This is a genomic window from Bacillus sp. AFS023182, assembly GCF_002560575.1.
In the GTDB taxonomy this organism is placed as follows: Bacteria; Bacillota; Bacilli; order Bacillales; family Bacillaceae_G; genus Bacillus_A; species Bacillus_A arachidis.
Genome location: NZ_NTRO01000003.1, coordinates 23132 through 43236 on the forward strand (window position 1 = coordinate 23132; position 20105 = coordinate 43236).

Genomic DNA, 20105 nt, shown 5'->3' on the forward strand with positions numbered 1-20105 from the left:
TTCATGTAGAAAGAAGGCATTATTTTTCGTAAAAGATTTGTCTTTTTTCTCAATGCACTACACTACATTAAAAAAAGACGGGTCATTCTATTCAACAATCGGGCCGTATAGCGAAAGAAGGATTTTAAAATTCACATATAGAATTATTTGTTGTGAAGAAAAGGGGGGAAAGGAATTGAACCATGATTTTTATCGCACATTATTTCCTATATTAGCTACTCATACACATCTAGCTAGTTGTTCCCAAGGAGCATTGGCAAAGCCTGTTTCAAGAGCTATTGAGGAATATCAGAATAGCCTACTACTGTCAGGTAGTAATTGGAATGAAGCGATAAGTAAAGTGGCGGAGACTAGGGTGAAATTTGCTGAACTTATTGGAGCTGAAACAGATGAGGTTGCTGTATTATGTTCTGTTTCTGATGCTATTTCTGCAATTGCAACTTCCCTCCCTTATCAGCAAGAGAAAAATAAAATCGTGTTTACGGATATAGATTTTCCAACTGTCAGTCATATATGGTTTGCACAAGAACCATTTAAGGATAATATTTCGGTAATTCGTTCATCCAATGGGAAAATACCTCTGGAACAATATGAAAAAGAAATAACAACTGATACGCTTATTACATGTATTCCACATGTGAACTATTACAACGGTTATAAGCAAAACGTTAGAGAGATTGCTGATATTGTGCATAGAAAAGGCTCGCTTTTATTCGTTGATGCTTACCAATCAGCAGGACATATTCCGATTGATGTGAAAGAGATGAAGATTGATATATTAGCAACGGGAACTCGTAAATACATGTTAGGAATTCCCGGCGTAGCTTTTTTGTATATAAAAAAAGAACTGGCAGAGCAATTAAAACCAAGAGTTACTGGATGGTTTGGACAAGAACAAGCATCTTCATTTGACATTTATAACCCTGTTTCTGCAATGGGGGCTCGTCGTTTTGAAACGGGGACGCCTTCTTTTATAAGTATCTATGCAGCTTATGAGGCATTAAGATTGCTACTTGAGGTTGGGATAGGCAATATTGAAACATATTTAAAAGAGTTAACCCAATTTATCATATTTTATGGACAAGAAAAAGGATTGCATCTCATTGGACCATTATCTACTGATAATAGAACGAGTCTAATGTCTTTTCATGTTGAAAATGCATCAAAAGTAGAGGGGATGTTAAGAGACAAAAAAATTATTGTTTCTGTAAGAAAGGATGTAATAAGAATTGCCCCTCATTTCTATAACATTAAAGATGAAATAAAATACGTAATAGATGAGCTTGCAATCTTAACAAACGGGGATTAAGCAAATATTTACTCAAACAACCCTGAATTAGGGATTGTTTTGTTATTCTGCTAAAGGGTGCTATTATTGAAGAAAACTTAGATTTTCAAACGCCTTTATTGTTATATTTTTTCGTGTAGTGAAGTATCTTACATCAAGATTAAACAACTATATTTTTAACCCCGTCCTAAATTTAGAACGGGGTTATGCTTGTTTGAGCTTTTAAAATTAACTAACTGTATTGTCATTTTACATTATAAATCGTCATGTTTAAAAAATAATTCAATTCATTCCTGATTAAAATAAATGAATGTTTTCCTTCTTACACGCTTCACGCATGTCATCAGGCCATACAGAAGTTTGAACTTCACCAATATGCGCTTTACGTAAGAAGTACATGCACATTCTTGATTGTCCAATGCCACCACCAATTGTAAGCGGTAGTACGTCTTCTAAAATTCCTTTATGGAAATCGTACTCACGTTTGAAATCTTCACCTGTCTTCGTTAACTGTTCATCAAGTGATTTACTATCAACGCGGATTCCCATTGATGATAATTCAAATGAAGATTGCAGTACCGGATGCCAGAATAAGATGTCTCCGTTTAATTTCCAATCATCATAATCAGCTGCGCGTCCATCATGTTTTTCACCAGATCGAAGTGCATAACCAATTCCAATGATGAAGACTGCACCGTGTTCTTTCGCAATCGCATGCTCACGATCTTTCGGTGTTAACTCTGGATATTTATCTTCTAATTCTTGAGACGTAACAAATACGATATCTTCTGGTAAATACTTCCCAAGGAACGGGTATTTTTCAAATAAATAATCTTCTAAATCTTTGAATATTCCATAAATTGTTTGTACTGTTTCTTGTAAGTAATCTACTGTACGCCATTCTTTTTGAATGATTTTTTCCCAATCCCATTGGTCAACGTAAATCGAATGTGTTGCATCAAGTTCCTCATCACGGCGAATCGCGTTCATATTTGTATATAAACCTTCACCAGCTTCATAACCATATTCATGCAGTGCAGATCGTTTCCATTTCGCTAGTGAATGAACAATTTCTAATTCTTCTCCTGAGTGAAGCATGTCAAATTCAATTGGACGTTCTACACCGTTTAGGTGATCGTTTAAACCTGATTTTTTCGTTACAAATAATGGTGCAGATACGCGGAATAGTCCAAGACGTTTTGCTAATTGATCCTCAAAAAATGTTTTAACTTCCTTGATTGCGATTTGTGTCTCTCTTACTGTCATTAATGATTGATACATGCCCTTTTCCTCCTAAAATGTTTGGATGTAGTGAAAAGAAGCCAACAAAAAAAGCCCTTCTTTCCCAAAAAACTGGGACGAAAGGCTTTGGTTCCGCGGTACCACCCAAATTAGCAACAGAGGTTGCTCACTTATTCAGTACGGAGATTAGAGAAATCTCGATACTGTTCTTCTTGTAACGGCGAAGTTCCCGGCTAAGTCTAATTTCCTCTAAAGGATTTCGGTTAGCGACTCCAGGAGGTTCTTCATAACAGGCTTCGTATCAGGCTCACACCACCCCTGACTCGCTTTGACTACGTCCTACTACTACTCGTCCTTTCACAGTCGTTTTGTTGTCACATCTCTGAAACATTTTATTAATGATTATTCTATACAAAAAAACGAGAAAGTCAACAAAAATTTTAAAATATTTTTCAATTCTTTATTTTATTTCTTTATCGATTCTTTAAAACTTTATGAGAGTTATCGCTTCTTTTGTGGCTTCAATCTAAAAAATGATTTACTTAATGTAACCATCATGTATATAACTAGAAGTGTGATCGTCCGAAAAACAGAATCCATTGTATTTCTCATCATTTTCTTTTCCTTTGTAATTCTTTTCATATGTATAACGTTCTACAATACAAAGAAATCTATGCAAATTTCGATAATGATTTCATAATACATCAAATTACCGCCGATTTTATGATATACTATATCATTCAGTTGTTTGTTCTGATCTATAACGAATAGGAACAAACATAGTCATAGATCGAGATTATATTTCAAAGACATTGACTGCTATCAAAGTAGATTTTTTATAGAATAGTAACGGAGTGATAATATGAGTAAAACGAAAGCAAAAGCTAAGAAAGGTACCGGTCAAGGAACAGGAAGTAAGGGCTGGAACCGTTGGCAATCTAGCGCTAAGAAAAAGAAAAATGCGAAACCTTATAAAAGTAAAGGTACAAAAAAATAAAGTGAAACTTTAATCAATGAGGGTTTTCTTCATTCCCCACTGATTATTAGCCCTCACCAATCGGGCCTTTACGGGCAGTTATCCCCCACCTATCTTCCTCGATGCTCTCTCAATCTTGAGGTGGGAGTCTTACTGCCGCTAATGCGAGATAACTAAAAAAACCTGAAACAAGAAGTAACCCAAAGCATTATAATTAGCATTCATGTCCACTTATTTTAAACAAAAAAAATGTAATTATTACGTTCATAATGAAAAAAGCTATTCTTTCGTATCTATGGAAGAATAGCTTTTTATTCTGTCAAATCATAAGAATTTCTCTAATCTCTTCCTCTGTAATGGAGGAAAATTTTTCTTGCCCTGATTCAATCACTTCTGCAATTAAATGCTTCTTACTCTCTTGTAACTCATTCATTTTTTCTTCAATCGTGCCATGCGCTACTAATTTGATTACTTGTACAGTATTCTTTTGTCCCATTCGATAAGCACGATCTGCCGCTTGCTGTTCGACCGCAGGATTCCACCATAAATCGTATAGTATAACCGTATCAGCCCCAGTTAAATTAAGCCCCGTACCGCCCGCCTTTAAAGAGATGAGGAATAAATCGCCTTCCCCCTCGTTAAATCGATTGCATAGTTCTACACGCTCAGCTGATGGTGTATTCCCATCTAAATAGAAATAAGATATAGCTTGACGATTCAATTCACGCCCAATAATGGAGAGCATCTTCGTAAATTGCGAAAAGATAAGAATTCTTTTCCCGGTACTTCTGCACTCCTCTACAATTTCGAGTAGCTGTTCAAACTTAGCTGAACTTCCCTTGTAATCGTCTACAAACAAACCTGGGTGGCAACAAACTTGCCGAAGCCTCGTCAAGCCGGCTAAAATTCTAATTTTATTTTTACGCAATGTATCTTTATCTAAATGTTTTAGCGTTTCTTCTCTCAATTTTGCCAAATAAGCTGCATATATTTTTTTCTGCTCTGGAAGCAGTTCTGAAGACTGTAAATGCTCAATTTTCTCTGGCAATTCTTTTAGCACATCTTCTTTTAAACGACGTAATACGAACGGTTTCACCCGCTTTGCAATATTTTCACGCTTCAAGTCCCCAAATTCTTTTTTTCCTGGTAACAATTCCGGGAATACTACATTGAAAATAGACCAAAGTTCCTCTAAAGAATTTTCTACAGGCGTTCCGGTCAATCCAAAACGATACTCTGCTTGAATCGTTTTCACTGCCTTTGCGGTTTGCGTCGTATGATTTTTAAACGCTTGCGCCTCATCAAGAAACAACGTATGGAACGGCTGTGCATATAGCCTTATATCTCTTCGTAATAAAGGATATGACGTAATAATGACGTCATACTTTGTGATATCTTTTAAAATCTTTCTACGTTCAGTTTGATTTCCATCCACAATAACAGCTCGTATATCGGGAGTGAATTTTTCCAACTCACTCAGCCAGTTATAAACTAAAGAAGAAGGCGATACAACTAATACAGGTAGTTTCTTCTCTCGAATTTCAGGTAAAACAGAAGTTATAAAAGTAATACTTTGCAACGTTTTTCCAAGACCCATATCATCTGCTAAAATACCGCCAAATCGATAATGCGCCAGTGTTTTCATCCACTCGAATCCATCTTTTTGATACTCTCTAAGCACTAGAATTAAACTGTCTGGCACAGTAAATTTCATATTTTTAGGATTTCGAATGTTTTCCATTAATTCTCGAACGGACTGATCTAAACTTAGAACATTCCCTTCCCGAAGTGAACTCATCCATTTCACACTGCGCACGAGAGGTACATTCACTTCTTCTCCCTGTAGAATTTCCTTTCGAATACCCGATTCCTTTATAAACTGGTTAACTTCATTAAATTCCTTGCTCTCGAGCGATAGTAAGGAACCATTTGCCAATCGATAATATTTACGTTTCTCCTCAAGTGCTGCCAATACACCTTTAATCTCAGCTTCAGGAATTCCTTTTATATCAAAACGAAATGATAACCAATCAATTCGTTCTTTCCGCCTTACTCTTATAAGGGGTCCACTGTTTCCTCGATGAATACGCAATTTAATAGCCGTAGTTGCATAAACTTCAAGTAAACTGTTTAACTTTGGAACTACATGGTATAAGAAATTATATTCCGCTTCCTCATTATGCATAAAATAGCCGCCTTCCGTTTTAGCAAAGGCACTCGCATTCATGATTTCTAAAATTTCTCGTTCTTTTTTCTCATCCCGATTGAAGACGGACGGTTGTCCATCCTCTTCTAACGGATTGATAACCACATTTCCATATTGGAATTCTAGTCCTGCTAATAATCGATTTTTAACTCGGTCTAAAAATAGTTTCGCTTTCAAAGGAGGTGTTTCAACACGCTCCGATATAACCTCGTCAATTCGAACATTTCCTAGCTTCATTAAACCTGGTACTACTTTCGCTACAAAATGCCCCATTTTCTCAGCTGAAATATGAAATTGATTACTGCCAGAGCGATTCATCATTCTTTTTAATTCAATGAGTCGATTGCACTCTTCCATGTTTAAATGATATAATTTCCCTTCAAAAAGAGCATAACCATATGTATCCATTACTTGAACTTGTTGTAATCCATCAATCTGAAGTGTATATCCTCCGTTTACACCTTTGTTGAACTCAAAAGCTAAAGGCAGTAACCCTTTCGAGACCTGTACACCATGAAATGATTCCCCATCATGTTGTAGTCTTACAAATGAAGTATTAGAAAGTAGAGAAAGCAACTCCTTGCAAGAAGCTGGTGGAATTAAAATCATACTTTCATTTTGTTCACAGTCCATTTGCAACGATTCTACATACATTTTTTCATTCCGGTACATTTGAATCAGCAGCTGAATAACAGCATCTGTTTCTTGTTGAAAGCTGTATAACTCTGGCGTATAAGTAAAATCATTGGAACATATGAAAGGCTCTCTTTGTTCCACTCTATTCAGAAACTCTCTAAGGTTATAAACAGTGTATAACTTCTCTAACTTTACTTGAATACCAAACAGCGCCCCCCCATTTTCAGAAGACACTGGAATACAAATGAATTCCACATCAAGTACTTTTCGTGTATCAAATCGATGCTGCTTACTTTTCGGACGCAGGGGCTTTTCATCAAATAAATCCAACATACCATTCGCTAGTTGAGCATCTCTAGCGTTTATGGCATCCTTTTTTGAATTGGCTGTCAATGATTGGCCACTTCGCTGAAAATTATTTATATATAGTAATGCAGCTGCAATATGTTGACAGTATGTATGAAAAGAAGCAAGTGAAGGACAACTGCATTCCCCAACAACATCACCATTATGAGCGGTTTCTATCTTGACATAGAAATCACCGTTCCCCTTTACTGTTACCTCACAAATATTTCTCTGCGTATCGTAATTAGTAACATCAATCTTGTCTGTCTTATAATAGGCCTCACCCTTTTTATATGAGGTTTCTCCACATATTCGTTTAATTATTGTTTTATTTAATGTAAAGCTCATTATTTTGACCCTTCCCTAAAAATAAAAGTTTATCTTTCTTAACGTTATATAAAAAAAACATTAGAATACAAACATTTCTAATGTTTTTTATTTACTCTTATTCAACATTTTACATGTATACACAGTAATATCAAACAACAATTACTTAAAACATTCAGTTTAAACTTCAATTATTATAGGAAGAATCATTGGTTTTCTTTTTGTATGTGAGTATACAAACTGTCCAAGTACTTCTTTTATTTCTTTTTTAAGAACATTCCATTGACTAACATTTTCTTTTTGTAAATTGTTAATAGTTGCTACAACCAATTGGTTAATCCTCTGCAAAAAGTCTTCCGAATCACGAACATATACAAATCCACGAGAAATCGTATCCGGACCAGAAATAATCTTCTTTTCTGTTTTACTAAGAGTAATAACTATAACAAGCATACCATCTTCTGAAAGCTGCTTACGATCGCGTAAGATAGCATTTCCAACATCTCCAATACCCAAACCATCTACATATATATTCCCTGCAGGTATTCGTCTGGATTTCCAAGCGACTTGGTTCTTTATATCAACTACATCACCATTACTAATAACATAAACATTCTCTTTCTTAACACCAACGGACTCTGCTAATAGACTATGATGATGTAACATTCTAAATTCACCATGAATAGGAATGAAATATTTAGGTTTCATTAAAGTAAGCATTAACTTTAATTCTTCTTGATAAGCATGTCCAGAAACATGCATTCCCGTTGAACTTCCCGATCCATAAATAACATTGGCTCCCAATAAAAATAAATTATCTATAATACGTGAAACATTACGTTCATTTCCTGGGATAGGAGTTGCAGCTAAAATGACAGTATCTTCGGGTAGGATATCTACCTGCCGATAGTTTCCACTGGCTAAACGAGATAAAGCAGCCATCGGTTCACCTTGACTTCCAGTACAAAGAATAGCTACCCTTTCTGGCTCCATTTGATTGATCTCATTCGCTTCTATTAGCATTCCCTCAGGTATATTCAAATAACCTTGTTCTAGAGCAACGGACACTACATTAACCATACTCCTCCCAAGCAAAGCAAGCTTTCTATTCGTTTTTGCAGCTGCATCTACCACTTGCTGTACACGATTAACATTCGAAGCAAATGTAGAAATAATGACTTTTCTATGAGCTTTAATGAACGCTTCTTCAATGCGCTCACCTACAGATCGTTCTGATGGAGTAAATCCAGGGCGTTCTGCATTCGTACTTTCAGAGAGCAAGGCTAAGACACCGCCGCTTCCGATTTTAGCCATTTTATGAATATCTGGGTATTGATTATTTACAGGAGTCAAATCAAATTTGAAGTCGCCTGTATGTACGACCGTACCCTCTGGTGTATGAAAAGCAATACCAAGGCAGTCAGGGATACTGTGATTCGTTTTAAAAAATGTTAGGCTTATTGAACCAAATTCAATCACCGATTCAGAATCAATAACAAATAATTGCGTTGAATTTTGAAGCCCATGTTCTTTTAATTTAATTCCAATTAAACCAATTGTTAATTTTGTTGCATAAATTGGTACATTCAATTGTTTTAATAGATACGGGATACCTCCAATATGATCTTCGTGTCCATGTGTAACAACTAAACCGCGAATTTTATCCTTATTTTCTTGCAAGTATGTAGTATCTGGGATAATCAGATCAATACCTAATAAACTTTCATCTGGAAACTTAGAACCGCAATCAATTACCACAATATCATTTGCATATTGTATGGCGTACATATTTTTTCCTATTTCATTTACTCCACCTAAAGCAAAAATGGATAGTGTATTTTCTGCTGTGCTCAAAATTAATCCCCCTTTGGGAAAACATTCGAATATATTCGAAGTAATATGGAATTCTATTTTTATGATTAACCCATCTAACTAAAGATTATTCTGATTTATAGCCGAATAAATATTTTTTATATTTACATGAAGACGAAGATTTACGTTCTTCATCTAACATACATCATCGTGATAAATATGCTATGGAGTTTTCAAATGAATATGTCGATCACTCTAAAATACAAAAAGTGCATTCACCTAGAATAGCGGAAGATACAAATGATAAAGTGAACGACGCAACACTTAACGCCCTTTTATTTCCATAAAATAAAAAATTCAGAATTTCAACCACAAAAAGAAGATGCTCATTTAGAAGCATCCTCTATTCTATCTCCATAAATCTTTTCGCCTCAAAATACAATACTTGAATAAACTTCTTCGTATTAATTCTCGTGTGCCCAGATGTTGTTAGTTCTTCCTTTGTCATTTCTGTCATACGCTTACGAACAATTGTAAAATCAAAAAACTTCGGCGCATAACTTTCAAATTTCGGATTCGAAAAATCTGTTAAACCAAGGGAAGCTAGATGATTCAGAGATTGATAAATCGCTCGGCGCACCCTTTGTTCCGAAGCTTTTCTTTCTTTATCAATTTCCGCTTCTGAGGCCGTCCCCCCTAATTTTTTAACCGTAATATAGTGAAAAATATCTTTCAGTGCTGGAAATCCATGTTCAAATGTTTTTTCTTTTTCTTGACCAAATAAATATTCGAGCATACTAAGTAAATCTTTACTTCCATTCTCACCAGCGATTCCGAGCTCCGATAATAAATAACGACCTGAGTCCGCCATTTTTTTCTCTTCTTGCACTGATTCATTTCGAACTTGTGGTTGTTCCCATTGAAATACATTATTTAATGATTTTTGAATATCTTGTATAGATCGTTCTAATCGAATACGTTCCATCACTTTTCGCACAACAGATACAACCTCAATTTTATTCAATGGTTTTGTAATATAATATTCAACCCCAAGAGAATACGCTTCTCCAATTAATTGTTTCGACTCAACCTGAGAAATCATAATTACTTTCCCTGTAAATGATGGTGCAATATGACGAACGGTTTCAATGCCATCTCGAATTGGCATTAATAAATCAATAAATAAAATATCTACCTTTTTAAAATTCAACTGGTCCACTTCAACAAAAGCACCATCTTCCGCTTCCCCTACTACTTCCCCAAGATCCTCATCTTCGATAATTTGTGATAGCATAGAGCGAAATACTTCATCATCGTCTATGATGTAATAAAACATCCAATCACCCTTCCCTGGTTAAACTAGACTCAGGTAACCATACGACAAACTTACATCCTCTTTCATCTTCTCCATCCTGAAGAGTCACTTCTCCGCCTAGTTCTGTAACCATCTCTTTTATGTATGACAAACCTATTCCCGTTGATGGTGTACCTGTCTGATCATACTTCGAAGTAAATCCCGGTTTAAATACTAACTCTTTATATTTTTGTGCAATACCAGGACCATTATCTATTACTTCAAACATTACATTTTCTTCTTGTTTATAGCTGTTTATTACAATCGCACCAACACCCTCTATTGCTTCAACAGCATTGGCAACTAAATTATTTAAAATCGACAATACAGTATAAACATGATATTCCCCATGCTCACCTTCTATATTTTTAGAAAATGTTATCTCTTTCCCTAATAACTGAGCGTATTTCTCATTTATCCTAACAATCATTTCTGTCAACTCATGACCTTCTATGTATTCAGAAAGATTTTTATCTAATAAAAGCTTTGATAATCCCGCAAAAATTCTTTGGTTATCTTTTTTTATTTCATGTACTTCCCCAGCAATTTTCAATGCTTTTTTACTTTGCACTTCTATACCACTAGAACCATTACTAGCTTGTAAATTTCGATATAATTGATATGCTTCTTGTGTAATTAATTCTGCATTTTGAAGTGTCTTTTTTAAATGAACAGATTCCACATATAAATTAGAAAGATGCATCAACATCTTTTCATTTTCTTTCCGAACTTGCGCTTCTTTTAATTTCGTTTCATATAAACTCATCATATTTAAGAAACCAAGGGCAAAGAAACTTCGAAAAACTGCGATAATAATCAATTTATTTATTTCGGAAATCATGATCGTTGTACCAAGTACTAAAACATGATAAAAAGCTAGTTCTGACATACTTGCTACAATCTCAATTGTAATCCCAAGACATCCAATTACAATTGGTCTTTGATGGAATTTATTTACCCTACATAACGAAAAAAGACTTCCATAAACAAAATAATAAAAAAAGACTGGATAACGCAAATAAAAAGAATCCATTACCTGAAAAGAACCTTGTAACATCCAATCAATACAAACCCGAAATCCTACTACAGATACTCCAACAAGTAGACCGACTACAGCAGCCGGTATTTTACGTAAAAACAATAGTAAAAAGAAAAAAATTGGTGTTCCAAAACTCACGCGAAATGTATCATTAAACGGGTGAAAATTCAGCTCACCAGCAATAGGAACAACGACCATTAAAATAATTAAAAGGGACATATCTTTTTTCCATAATTGATTCCAATTCAAAGATGTCACTTCCCATTTATGAAATATGTTTATTCAAAAATTAAAACAGGAAAGCCCGCTTATGATATAAACGGGCTTTATTTCTATATTGTTACCTTTTCTACTGCTTTTACTTGGCGATATTCAGGTTGCCACATTGCTTCTTTCACAGCTTTTCTGATATCGTTATCACTGAGTTCCTCACGAGCAACCCCTTCAGCAACCGCTGCTTTGGCTACTTCAACCGCTACTATCTCTGAGATGTTACGCAACTCTTCTACTTCTGGAAGAATTGGTGCTCCTGGCTGACTTGTATCTACCATGCTTGCTACTGCTTCTGCAGCTGCTGCAAACATACCATCTGTCATTACACTTGCGCGAACAACAATTGTTCCAAGACCAAGACCTGGGAAGATAAGCGCATTATTTGATTGTCCGATTACATACGTTACACCGTCATATGTCACTGGCTCAAATGGACTACCTGTTGCTACAAGTGCTCGTCCTTCTGTCCAACTTATCAAATCGACCGGCTTTGCTTCTGCAAGTGGTGTTGGATTCGACATTGGTAAAATGATCGGTCTTTCTACATGAGAAGCCATTTCTTTTACAATTTCCTCTGTAAATGCACCCGCAACAGTTGATGTACCAATTAAAATTGTTGGTTTTACATGTTTAACAACTTCTGCAAGTCCAACTACTTCACTTTGTTCCCACTCGTTCACTTCAGATTCCTTACGCGCATATGGACGCTGGAAATCAAGAAGATCTCCCATATTATCTGTAATTAAGCCGTTACGGTCAATACACCAGAAACGCTCATTTGCTTCCTGCTCTGATAAACCAGCACGAATCATTGCATCTCGTACTTGATCTGCAATTCCAATTCCAGCTGTTCCAGCACCAAATACTACAACGCGATGTTCACATAAAGGGACACTAGAAGCTTTCACTGCTGATAATACAGCTGCAAGTGAAACAGCACCAGTTCCTTGAATATCATCATTAAATGTACATACATGATTACGATATTTATCTAAAATTCGACGTGCATTACGTGAGCTAAAGTCTTCCCAATGTAGTAACGCTTTCGGAAACTTATTACATACGGCCTTTACAAATGTATCGATAAATGCGTCATAAGCTTCACCAGTTACACGAGGGTGACGATTTCCGATATAAAACGGATTATTTAATAGATCCTCACGGTTCGTTCCAACATCTAAAATAACAGGTAATACCCGACTAGGATCGATTCCAACTGCTGCTGTATAAACTGCTAACTTCCCAATAGCAATATTAATACCACCAACGCCCCAGTCACCAATTCCTAATATTCCTTCACCATCAGTTACAACGACTAAGTCGATATTTTCAGCTGTTGCACCAATATTAGAAAACGCTTCTTCTATACCAGAAGGATCATTAATGGATAAATACACTCCACGTGGTTTACGATACTCATGACTATATCTTTGAATTGCTACACCAACAGTTGGCGTATACACAATTGGAAGCATCTCACGTAAATGATCTGTTAGTAAGCGATAAAATAACACTTCATTACGATCATGTAATGCTGTTAAATATACGTTTTTTAATAAATCGTCTGGCTGTGAACAAAACTGCTTATACGCACGGCGTGCTTGTTCATCCAATGTTAATACCGCAGGTGGTAATAACCCTTTTAATCCTAGTTCTTCTCTTTCTTCTTTCGTGAAAGCGACACCTTTATTTAAAATTGGCGTTGCTAATACTTCTACTCCTCTTAATGTTGTTTCTAATGTCCCATTAGAGGAAACTGTAAATTTACTCATACAATCCCTACCTTTTATCCCACTATTCACTGGCAAATAAAACCTCTATTGATTAAAGTTTCACCATATACCATTTCTATATTGTAAACAAAAAAGAGGGGAATGTCCCCTCTTCTTTTAATTTTTCTTTAGAAGAGTTGCTCCCGCAATCCCCGGATGTGTCATTTCAAACGGATCTAAAATTAAATCTAGTTCTTCTTGCGATAGTACACCATTTTTCACACAAAGTTCTCTGACAGACTGTCCAGTTGCAATTGCTTCTTTCGCAACACGAGCCGCTGCCTCATATCCAATATGCGGATTAACAGCTGTAATCACTCCAACACTTTTCTCAACATATTCTTTCAGGCGTTCTTCATTTGCTTCAATACCTTTTAGACAATTATCTGTGAAGGCACGGAAACCGTTATTCATTATGCTAATCGATTGAAGTAAGTTAAAAACAAGTACTGGCTCCATAACATTTAGTTCTAATTGACCCGCTTCTGAAGCAAGGCAAATTGTATGATCATTACCGATTACTTGGAACGCGATTTGGTTAATCACTTCTGGCATAACAGGGTTTACTTTTCCTGGCATAATAGATGAACCTGGTTGACGAGCTGGAAGCATAATTTCTGCAAGCCCAACACGTGGCCCAGATGCCATTAGACGAAGGTCATTCGCAATTTTAGACATATTCATCATACATACTTTTAGGGCTGCTGACACTTCTGTATATGCATCTGTATTTTGCGTTGCATCTACTAAATCTTCCGCTCCAACAAGAGGTAATCCACTGATTGATGCTAAATGTTTCACTACTGATTCAATGTATTCAGGATCTGCATTTAATCCTGTACCAACTGCTGTCGCTCCCATATTTACTTCATATAAATGTTGACGTGATTGCTGAATTCGCTTTATATCACGTTCGATTACACGAGCGTATGCTTTAAACTCCTGTCCAAGACGAATTGGTACAGCGTCTTGTAAATGCGTACGTCCCATTTTAATCACATGATCAAATTGCTCCGCTTTTAATTCAAATACATCATGCATATAACCGATTGTTTGTAATAACTCTTCTAGTGCATTTAGTGTCGCAATATGAATTGCTGTTGGGAATGCATCATTCGTTGACTGCGCCATATTCACGTGACTATTTGGACTAACATAATGATAGTCTCCCTTTTCCATCTCTAATAATTCAAGGGCACGATTAGCAATGACTTCATTTGCATTCATATTCATAGAAGTTCCTGCTCCGCCTTGGATTGGGTCAACAATAAAATGCTCATGCCATTTTCCGTCCAAAATTTCTTGTGCGGCTTCTGCAATAGCACCGCCTTTGTCTAATTCCAATCGTCCTACATCTGTGTTCGCAAGTGCCGCTGCTTTTTTAACAATCGCAAAGGCTTTAATTAAACCTTCATGAATTTTATAACCTGTAATTGGAAAGTTCTCTACAGCACGCATTGTTTGAACTCCATAATAAGCATGCATTGGTACTTCTTTTTCACCTAAAAAATCTTTTTCAATTCGAACATCTTTTGTAGTTTCAGTTAATGTTGCCACCATAACTCACTCCTCATCCATTTCTTATGCTGCTTCTGTTTGTTTGACAGTTTCTACATATTGTTTTGCTTTCTCATGATCAAATTCGCCTTCCCATTTTGACAATACAATAGCTGCTAATGCATTCCCTAACACATTGACGGATGAGCGAATCATATCTAAAATACGGTCGATACCAGCAATTAAAGCGATACCTTCAAGCGGTAGTCCCATAGATCCTAATGTTGCAAGTACAACAACAAATGAAGCACCTGGTACCCCTGCCATACCTTTTGATGTTAACATTAAAACAAATAACAATGTAATTTGTTCCGTTATCGACATGTGTACACCATACATTTGTGCGACGAATAATGCCGCCAACGCTTGATAAATTGCTGATCCTGTTAAGTTAAATGTATAACCTGTTGGAATAACGAAAGAAGCAACTGCCTTCGGACAACCGAACTCTTCCATTTTTCTCATTATATTAGGTAAAACAGCTTCTGAACTTGCTGTCGTAAACGAAAGAATAAGTTCTTCTTTTAAAACTTTCATTAATGTGAAAATGTTTACTCCTACCATACGTGCATTAATACCTAATACAACAATAACAAATAGTATAACAGTTACATACACAGCTAGCACTAATTTTCCTAAAGGAAGTAGTGTTGCCACACCGAATTTTGCAACCGTAACAGCAATTAATGCAAATACACCGAATGGTGCAAACTTCATAACCTGATTTGTAACCCAAAACATCGCTTCGAGCACACCTTCAAAGAAATTAAACACCGGTTTTCCTTTTTCTCCAATTGCTGCAACTCCTAAACCAAACAACACAGAGAAGAAAATAATTGGTAATAAATCTCCTTGTGCAATTGATTCAAATACATTCTTTGGTACAATGTGAACAATCGTTTCTGCAAAACCTTTTTTCTCTGTTGCATCAGCCGTCTGCTTGTATGATGAAATATCAGTTTGCTGTAAGTTATTCATATCAACGCCCGTTCCTGGATGGAACAGGTTCGCTGCAATTAATCCCATTAAGATTGCAATTGTTGTGATAATTTCAAAATAGAGAATTGTCTTTCCGCCTAATTTCCCAAGCTTTTTCATATCCCCTACACCAGCTACTGCAACAATCAGTGCAGAAATAACGATTGGTACTACAATCATTTTAATTAAATGAATAAATATATCTCCAATTGGTGTGATATAAGAAATTGCTGTTTTATTGCCATAAAAGATTGCCCCTACTACAATCCCTAAAACAAGCGCAACAAAAATCTGTGTTGCTAATCCGAATTTTTTCATATATTTTCATCCCTTCATGCGAACGCTTTCAATTTGTATTTATAAAAGCTTAATCACATGATATAAGTAAACCTACAAAATCAGACAAAAACCTACAGGTTCGTCACAAAAAATTCGAATTTTTTTCTTCATTTTTTCATTGACATCCCTTGAAGATAAAAATGAAAATAACATTACTGAATTGTCTGGTTTCTTTATATAATCTAAAAGATAAGTTTATTTAACATAACTAATGTGAAAAGGAGTGGATGTTATGAAGAACCATACGAAAGGTTTCCTTATAACTCTTCCTTTTCTATTTCATTTTCTCGCAAAGGAGCAAAGGCATTCGCCTCTGCTCTTTTTTTATTACAACTTCATACACTTCTAACATACAGAATAGTGCCACATGAGCAAAACAATTAGGTTAGGAATAAACTACCTATAAGAACCCCATATGATGAGGATGAATTCTCAGTGATGGTTCCGGACTCACTGAAAAAACTTTGCTTTAAATAAGGAGTGACGATAATGAAACCATACAATCGCGTTTTAATTAAACTCAGCGGCGGCGCTCTAGCTGATCCAGATGGAAATAGTTTTGGTTCCAAACGTCTAGAACATATCGCAAGTGAGATTTTATCAATTGTCGATTTAGGTATTGAAGTTTCTCTTGTCGTTGGCGGTGGTAACATTTTCAGAGGCAACTTAGCTGAGGAATGGGGGATTGACCGCGTGGAAGCGGATAATATAGGGACATTAGGGACAATTATGAATAGTTTAATGTTACGCGGCGTGCTCACAAGTAAAACAGGTAAAGAAGTGCGTGTTATGACATCTATCCCGTTTACAGCGGTGGCAGAGCCCTATATTCGTTTACGGGCCGTTCACCATTTAGAAAAAGGATATATCGTCATCTTTGGCGGCGGAAACGGGCAACCGTTCGTTACAACAGATTACCCAAGCGTCCAGCGCGCAATTGAAATGAATAGCGATGCGATTTTAGTTGCAAAACAAGGTGTAGATGGCGTTTTCACAAGTGACCCAAAACGAAATAAGTCAGCAAAAATGTATCGCTATTTAAATTATAATGATGTCGTTCGGAATAATATAAAAGTGATGGACCAATCAGCCTTATTACTTGCACGTGACTACCACTTACCTGCTCATGTTTTTAATTTCGATGAACCAGGAGTTATGAGGAAAATATGTTTAGGTGAGCATATTGGCACGTTAATTAATCATGAATTAACAGAACTCGTAGACGAAAAATGACTTTTTCTAGAATAAACAAAACTTTGACTTTAAAAATAGGTGCGGTCTTTGCCGCACCTTACTCTTTCTAAAAAGTATTACCTTAACAACATAATAAACAGCATCCTATTATCCACTATTCATGAAACGCCCTTCTAATAACCGCTATCAATACCATCGCTACAATCACAAACTTTGAAATACAATATTATTTCATTTACTATTTAAATTCCGCACCCAACAATAGAACTATTTTACACACATCCCACATTCATCTTTATTATAAATAGTAATTAAACAGCCATGCTATTCTTTCTTTACACTTCTCTAAAAATGATAAATGATTAAAAAATGATGAAGTCATTTCTTTTGAATCTTGAAAATCCCGTTCTAACACACGATTCATTTGTTGAATCACCGGACCATCATATATATAGAAATCCACCTCATCATTTATATGAAAACTGCGTGAAGTAAAGTTTGTTGTTCCAATCACCATCGTTTCATTATCAATAAGTATTAATTTCCCATGGAACATCCCCTTTTTATAACCATATACAATAATTCCGTTCTCTATCGATTTACGAATATACGGATATGCCGCTTCTTTTATAAGTGGAACATCCGGTTTGTAAGACCATAGTACCTTTACAGAGACACCATGATTTCGCGCCTGGATTAAAGCGTTCATGATTTCTTTATCTCGAGGGATAAAATACGGGGTGGCAATTACAATAGAATGTTTGGCCCTCTTTATTAATTCGATGTACTTTGCAACAACTCCATGTCCATTATAACTAGACATAGTATGTAATGTTTTCCCTGTAACAACCGGCTGAATCGTTCGCTTAATTTCTATCGGAGTATCTCGTTTCCAATCTAACACAAACTGTTCCTCTAAATCTGTTACTCCTTCTCCTTGTAATCGTATATGGTAATCTCTCCAATATCCAAAGCGCTTTTCCTCTCCTAAATATTCATTACCTATGTTAAAGCCGCCTGTATACCCTATCTTTCCATCTATCGTTGTAATACGGCGATGATTGCGGTGATGAAGTGAATAAAAAAAGAATGGGAACTCCGGTTTCCTACTGTATGTAAAATGTACGCCACTTGCTTGTAATTCCTTCTTCAGCTTTCTTTGGAACGATAAATCATTAATCCAATCGACCGATAAGTATACTTGTACTCCTTCTTCAGCTTTTTCTTTTAATAAATTTAAGAAAGTATGGCTACTTTTATCATCCGAAATAATATAAAAATAAGTAAAAATAGAATGCTTTGCTTCTTTTATATCGGAAAATAACTGATGATATAGCGATCTCCCCTCTACATATAATTGAAAATCACTATAATGAGGAGCATAGTCTTTCCGTTGGTTTTTATCAGCTTCCATTTTCCTTCCCAGTGTTACATCAATATGCATCCAAACAATTAGAAAAATTACTATGCTAATGATAATAGAAATAATACGTAATATCTTTTTCACCATTTTGTTTTCCTTCCGCACAAAATAATTGTCTTCAGATAGTATTTCAATAGAGATTATATTTTATGAACAATTACAAAAAAGGATGTGGCATCATGCCACATCCCCATTTATTACATAAAATTTCTCGCATCATTATTTCGGCCAAACTTATAAATGGCAATTAAGAAGAACGCAATTGCAAAGGCGAACAAAATTAAAATGTTTAAATACAAATCAGAAAACGGTGTCCCTTGCTGTAATTCTCCTATTGTATCTAATAACCAGCGCTGAGGAAGAAAATCAGCTATTTTTTGCACAGATGCCGGCATAATTTCAAATGGAAAGAAGCATCCCGCTAACAAACATGTTGGTGTAATAATGATATTCTGCATTGCATTAGCAGAAGCTGAATTCTTAGCAAATGACACAACAGCTAACGATAAACCAATTGCAATTAAACCAAATATCATCAGTACTCCAATCATAACAAGTAAAGGCATATTTGTATCAATATGAAATACATTAGTCATAAACAGTACCGTTACAATGATTTGTACCATCATGATAACCATATTAACAGCAATGTTAGATAATATATATTTCTTCCCATCTATCGGTGTTGATAATAATCGGAAATACGTTCTATTCTCTTTTTCTTTCAAAATCCGTTCTGAAAAACCCACTGCCGAAACCAACATAAACATAATGAGATAACCAACTGTTTGATTCGTCATATCTTTATTTTTTGAAGTATCTTGAAGTGTCTCAGCTTTTACCTTAAATGAACTTTTTTGATAACCCGCATACATCTTATCAAACGTACTTTGATCCCTTTGTGCTACTTTACTAATTGCAGTTATATTATCAATATAATTATACAAATACGATTTTATAAACTCTGTTACTTGAGCACCTTTAATCGAGAAAATTTGAATATGACTCGGCCTACCATCTCGAACACTTTGCGAAAAACCTGAATTTAACGTAATCACTCCATCAAGTTTTTTGGAAGTAAGCTTTTCTTTTACTTCTGATTCCTTAATCTTACTTACTTTCACATGATTTAGCCCCTCTAGAAACTTTACGGTATCATTTGCTATATAATGATTTTCATTATTTACAACCCCAATACGCAGTGTACCTTGCCCTGCATTTCCGTATATTAAAAATGCCATTAACGCCCCTACTATTGGCAATCCAATAATAAGAAATAACCCTTTTTTATTCTTCAAAAGTACAGATATCGTTTTTTGTATGAGCCATAAAATATCTTTCATG

13 protein-coding genes and 1 other annotated feature are annotated in these 20105 nt (G+C 35.6%); of the genes, 3 read left to right on the plus strand and 10 right to left on the minus strand.

Features of this window, described 5'->3' with window-relative positions:
• Window positions 1-175 precede the first annotated feature (175 nt).
• A complete protein-coding gene (locus CN288_RS00990) occupies window positions 176-1309 on the plus strand; it encodes an aminotransferase class V-fold PLP-dependent enzyme (protein ID WP_255259942.1) in 1134 nt (377 codons plus the stop codon).
• A 276-nt stretch (window positions 1310-1585) separates the two neighbouring features.
• Here the strand turns inward: CN288_RS00990 and asnA are convergent, their stop codons facing one another.
• A complete protein-coding gene (gene asnA / locus CN288_RS00995) occupies window positions 1586-2569 on the minus strand; it encodes an aspartate--ammonia ligase (RefSeq protein WP_098301720.1) in 984 nt (327 codons plus the stop codon).
• A gap of 70 nt (window positions 2570-2639) precedes the next feature.
• Window positions 2640-2900 (minus strand) — a binding site (T-box leader).
• A 492-nt stretch (window positions 2901-3392) separates the two neighbouring features.
• Here asnA and CN288_RS01005 point away from each other — a divergent pair.
• Window positions 3393-3527 carry a DUF3934 family protein gene (locus CN288_RS01005; protein WP_017152329.1) on the plus strand — a complete coding sequence of 45 codons (135 nt, stop codon included), beginning with the start codon at window positions 3393-3395 and terminating at the stop codon, window positions 3525-3527.
• A 298-nt stretch (window positions 3528-3825) separates the two neighbouring features.
• Here the strand turns inward: CN288_RS01005 and CN288_RS01010 are convergent, their stop codons facing one another.
• The 7 genes from CN288_RS01010 to CN288_RS01040 all read right to left on the minus strand — a co-directional run bounded on the left by CN288_RS01010 (window position 3826) and on the right by CN288_RS01040 (window position 16123).
• On the minus strand, window positions 3826-7041 hold the full coding sequence (locus tag CN288_RS01010) for a DEAD/DEAH box helicase (protein ID WP_098301721.1): 3216 nt from the start codon (window positions 7039-7041) through the stop codon (window positions 3826-3828).
• A 159-nt stretch (window positions 7042-7200) separates the two neighbouring features.
• A complete protein-coding gene (locus CN288_RS01015; RefSeq protein WP_098301722.1) occupies window positions 7201-8874 on the minus strand; it encodes a ribonuclease J in 1674 nt (557 codons plus the stop codon).
• Window positions 8875-9235: 361 nt separating this feature from the next.
• Window positions 9236-10168 (minus strand): response regulator, encoded by a 933-nt coding sequence (locus CN288_RS01020; protein ID WP_098301723.1) that lies wholly within the window; start codon window positions 10166-10168, stop codon window positions 9236-9238.
• 4 nt (window positions 10169-10172) lie between these two features.
• Window positions 10173-11483 carry an ATP-binding protein gene (locus CN288_RS01025; protein WP_090692201.1) on the minus strand — a complete coding sequence of 437 codons (1311 nt, stop codon included), beginning with the start codon at window positions 11481-11483 and terminating at the stop codon, window positions 10173-10175.
• Window positions 11484-11557: 74 nt separating this feature from the next.
• The gene (gene malS, locus CN288_RS01030; RefSeq protein ID WP_026591711.1) at window positions 11558-13270 is read right to left on the minus strand and encodes an oxaloacetate-decarboxylating malate dehydrogenase; all 1713 of its coding nucleotides are present in this window, start codon (window positions 13268-13270) and stop codon (window positions 11558-11560) included.
• A 117-nt stretch (window positions 13271-13387) separates the two neighbouring features.
• Complete coding sequence (gene aspA / locus CN288_RS01035; protein ID WP_098301724.1) at window positions 13388-14830, minus strand: aspartate ammonia-lyase; 1443 nt, start codon at window positions 14828-14830, stop codon at window positions 13388-13390.
• Between the two features lie 21 nt (window positions 14831-14851).
• On the minus strand, window positions 14852-16123 hold the full coding sequence (locus CN288_RS01040) for a cation:dicarboxylate symporter family transporter (protein WP_098301725.1): 1272 nt from the start codon (window positions 16121-16123) through the stop codon (window positions 14852-14854).
• Window positions 16124-16633: 510 nt separating this feature from the next.
• Here CN288_RS01040 and pyrH point away from each other — a divergent pair.
• Complete coding sequence (gene pyrH, locus CN288_RS01045) at window positions 16634-17377, plus strand: UMP kinase (RefSeq protein WP_026591714.1); 744 nt, start codon at window positions 16634-16636, stop codon at window positions 17375-17377.
• Window positions 17378-17636: 259 nt separating this feature from the next.
• On the opposite strand, the gene CN288_RS01050 is transcribed toward pyrH, so the two are convergent.
• Together CN288_RS01050 and CN288_RS01055 are read right to left on the minus strand one after the other, a co-directional pair.
• Window positions 17637-18848 (minus strand): phospholipase D-like domain-containing protein, encoded by a 1212-nt coding sequence (locus CN288_RS01050; RefSeq protein ID WP_026591715.1) that lies wholly within the window; start codon window positions 18846-18848, stop codon window positions 17637-17639.
• A 110-nt stretch (window positions 18849-18958) separates the two neighbouring features.
• Window positions 18959-20104 carry an ABC transporter permease gene (locus tag CN288_RS01055; RefSeq protein WP_026591716.1) on the minus strand — a complete coding sequence of 382 codons (1146 nt, stop codon included), beginning with the start codon at window positions 20102-20104 and terminating at the stop codon, window positions 18959-18961.
• Window position 20105 lies beyond the last annotated feature (1 nt).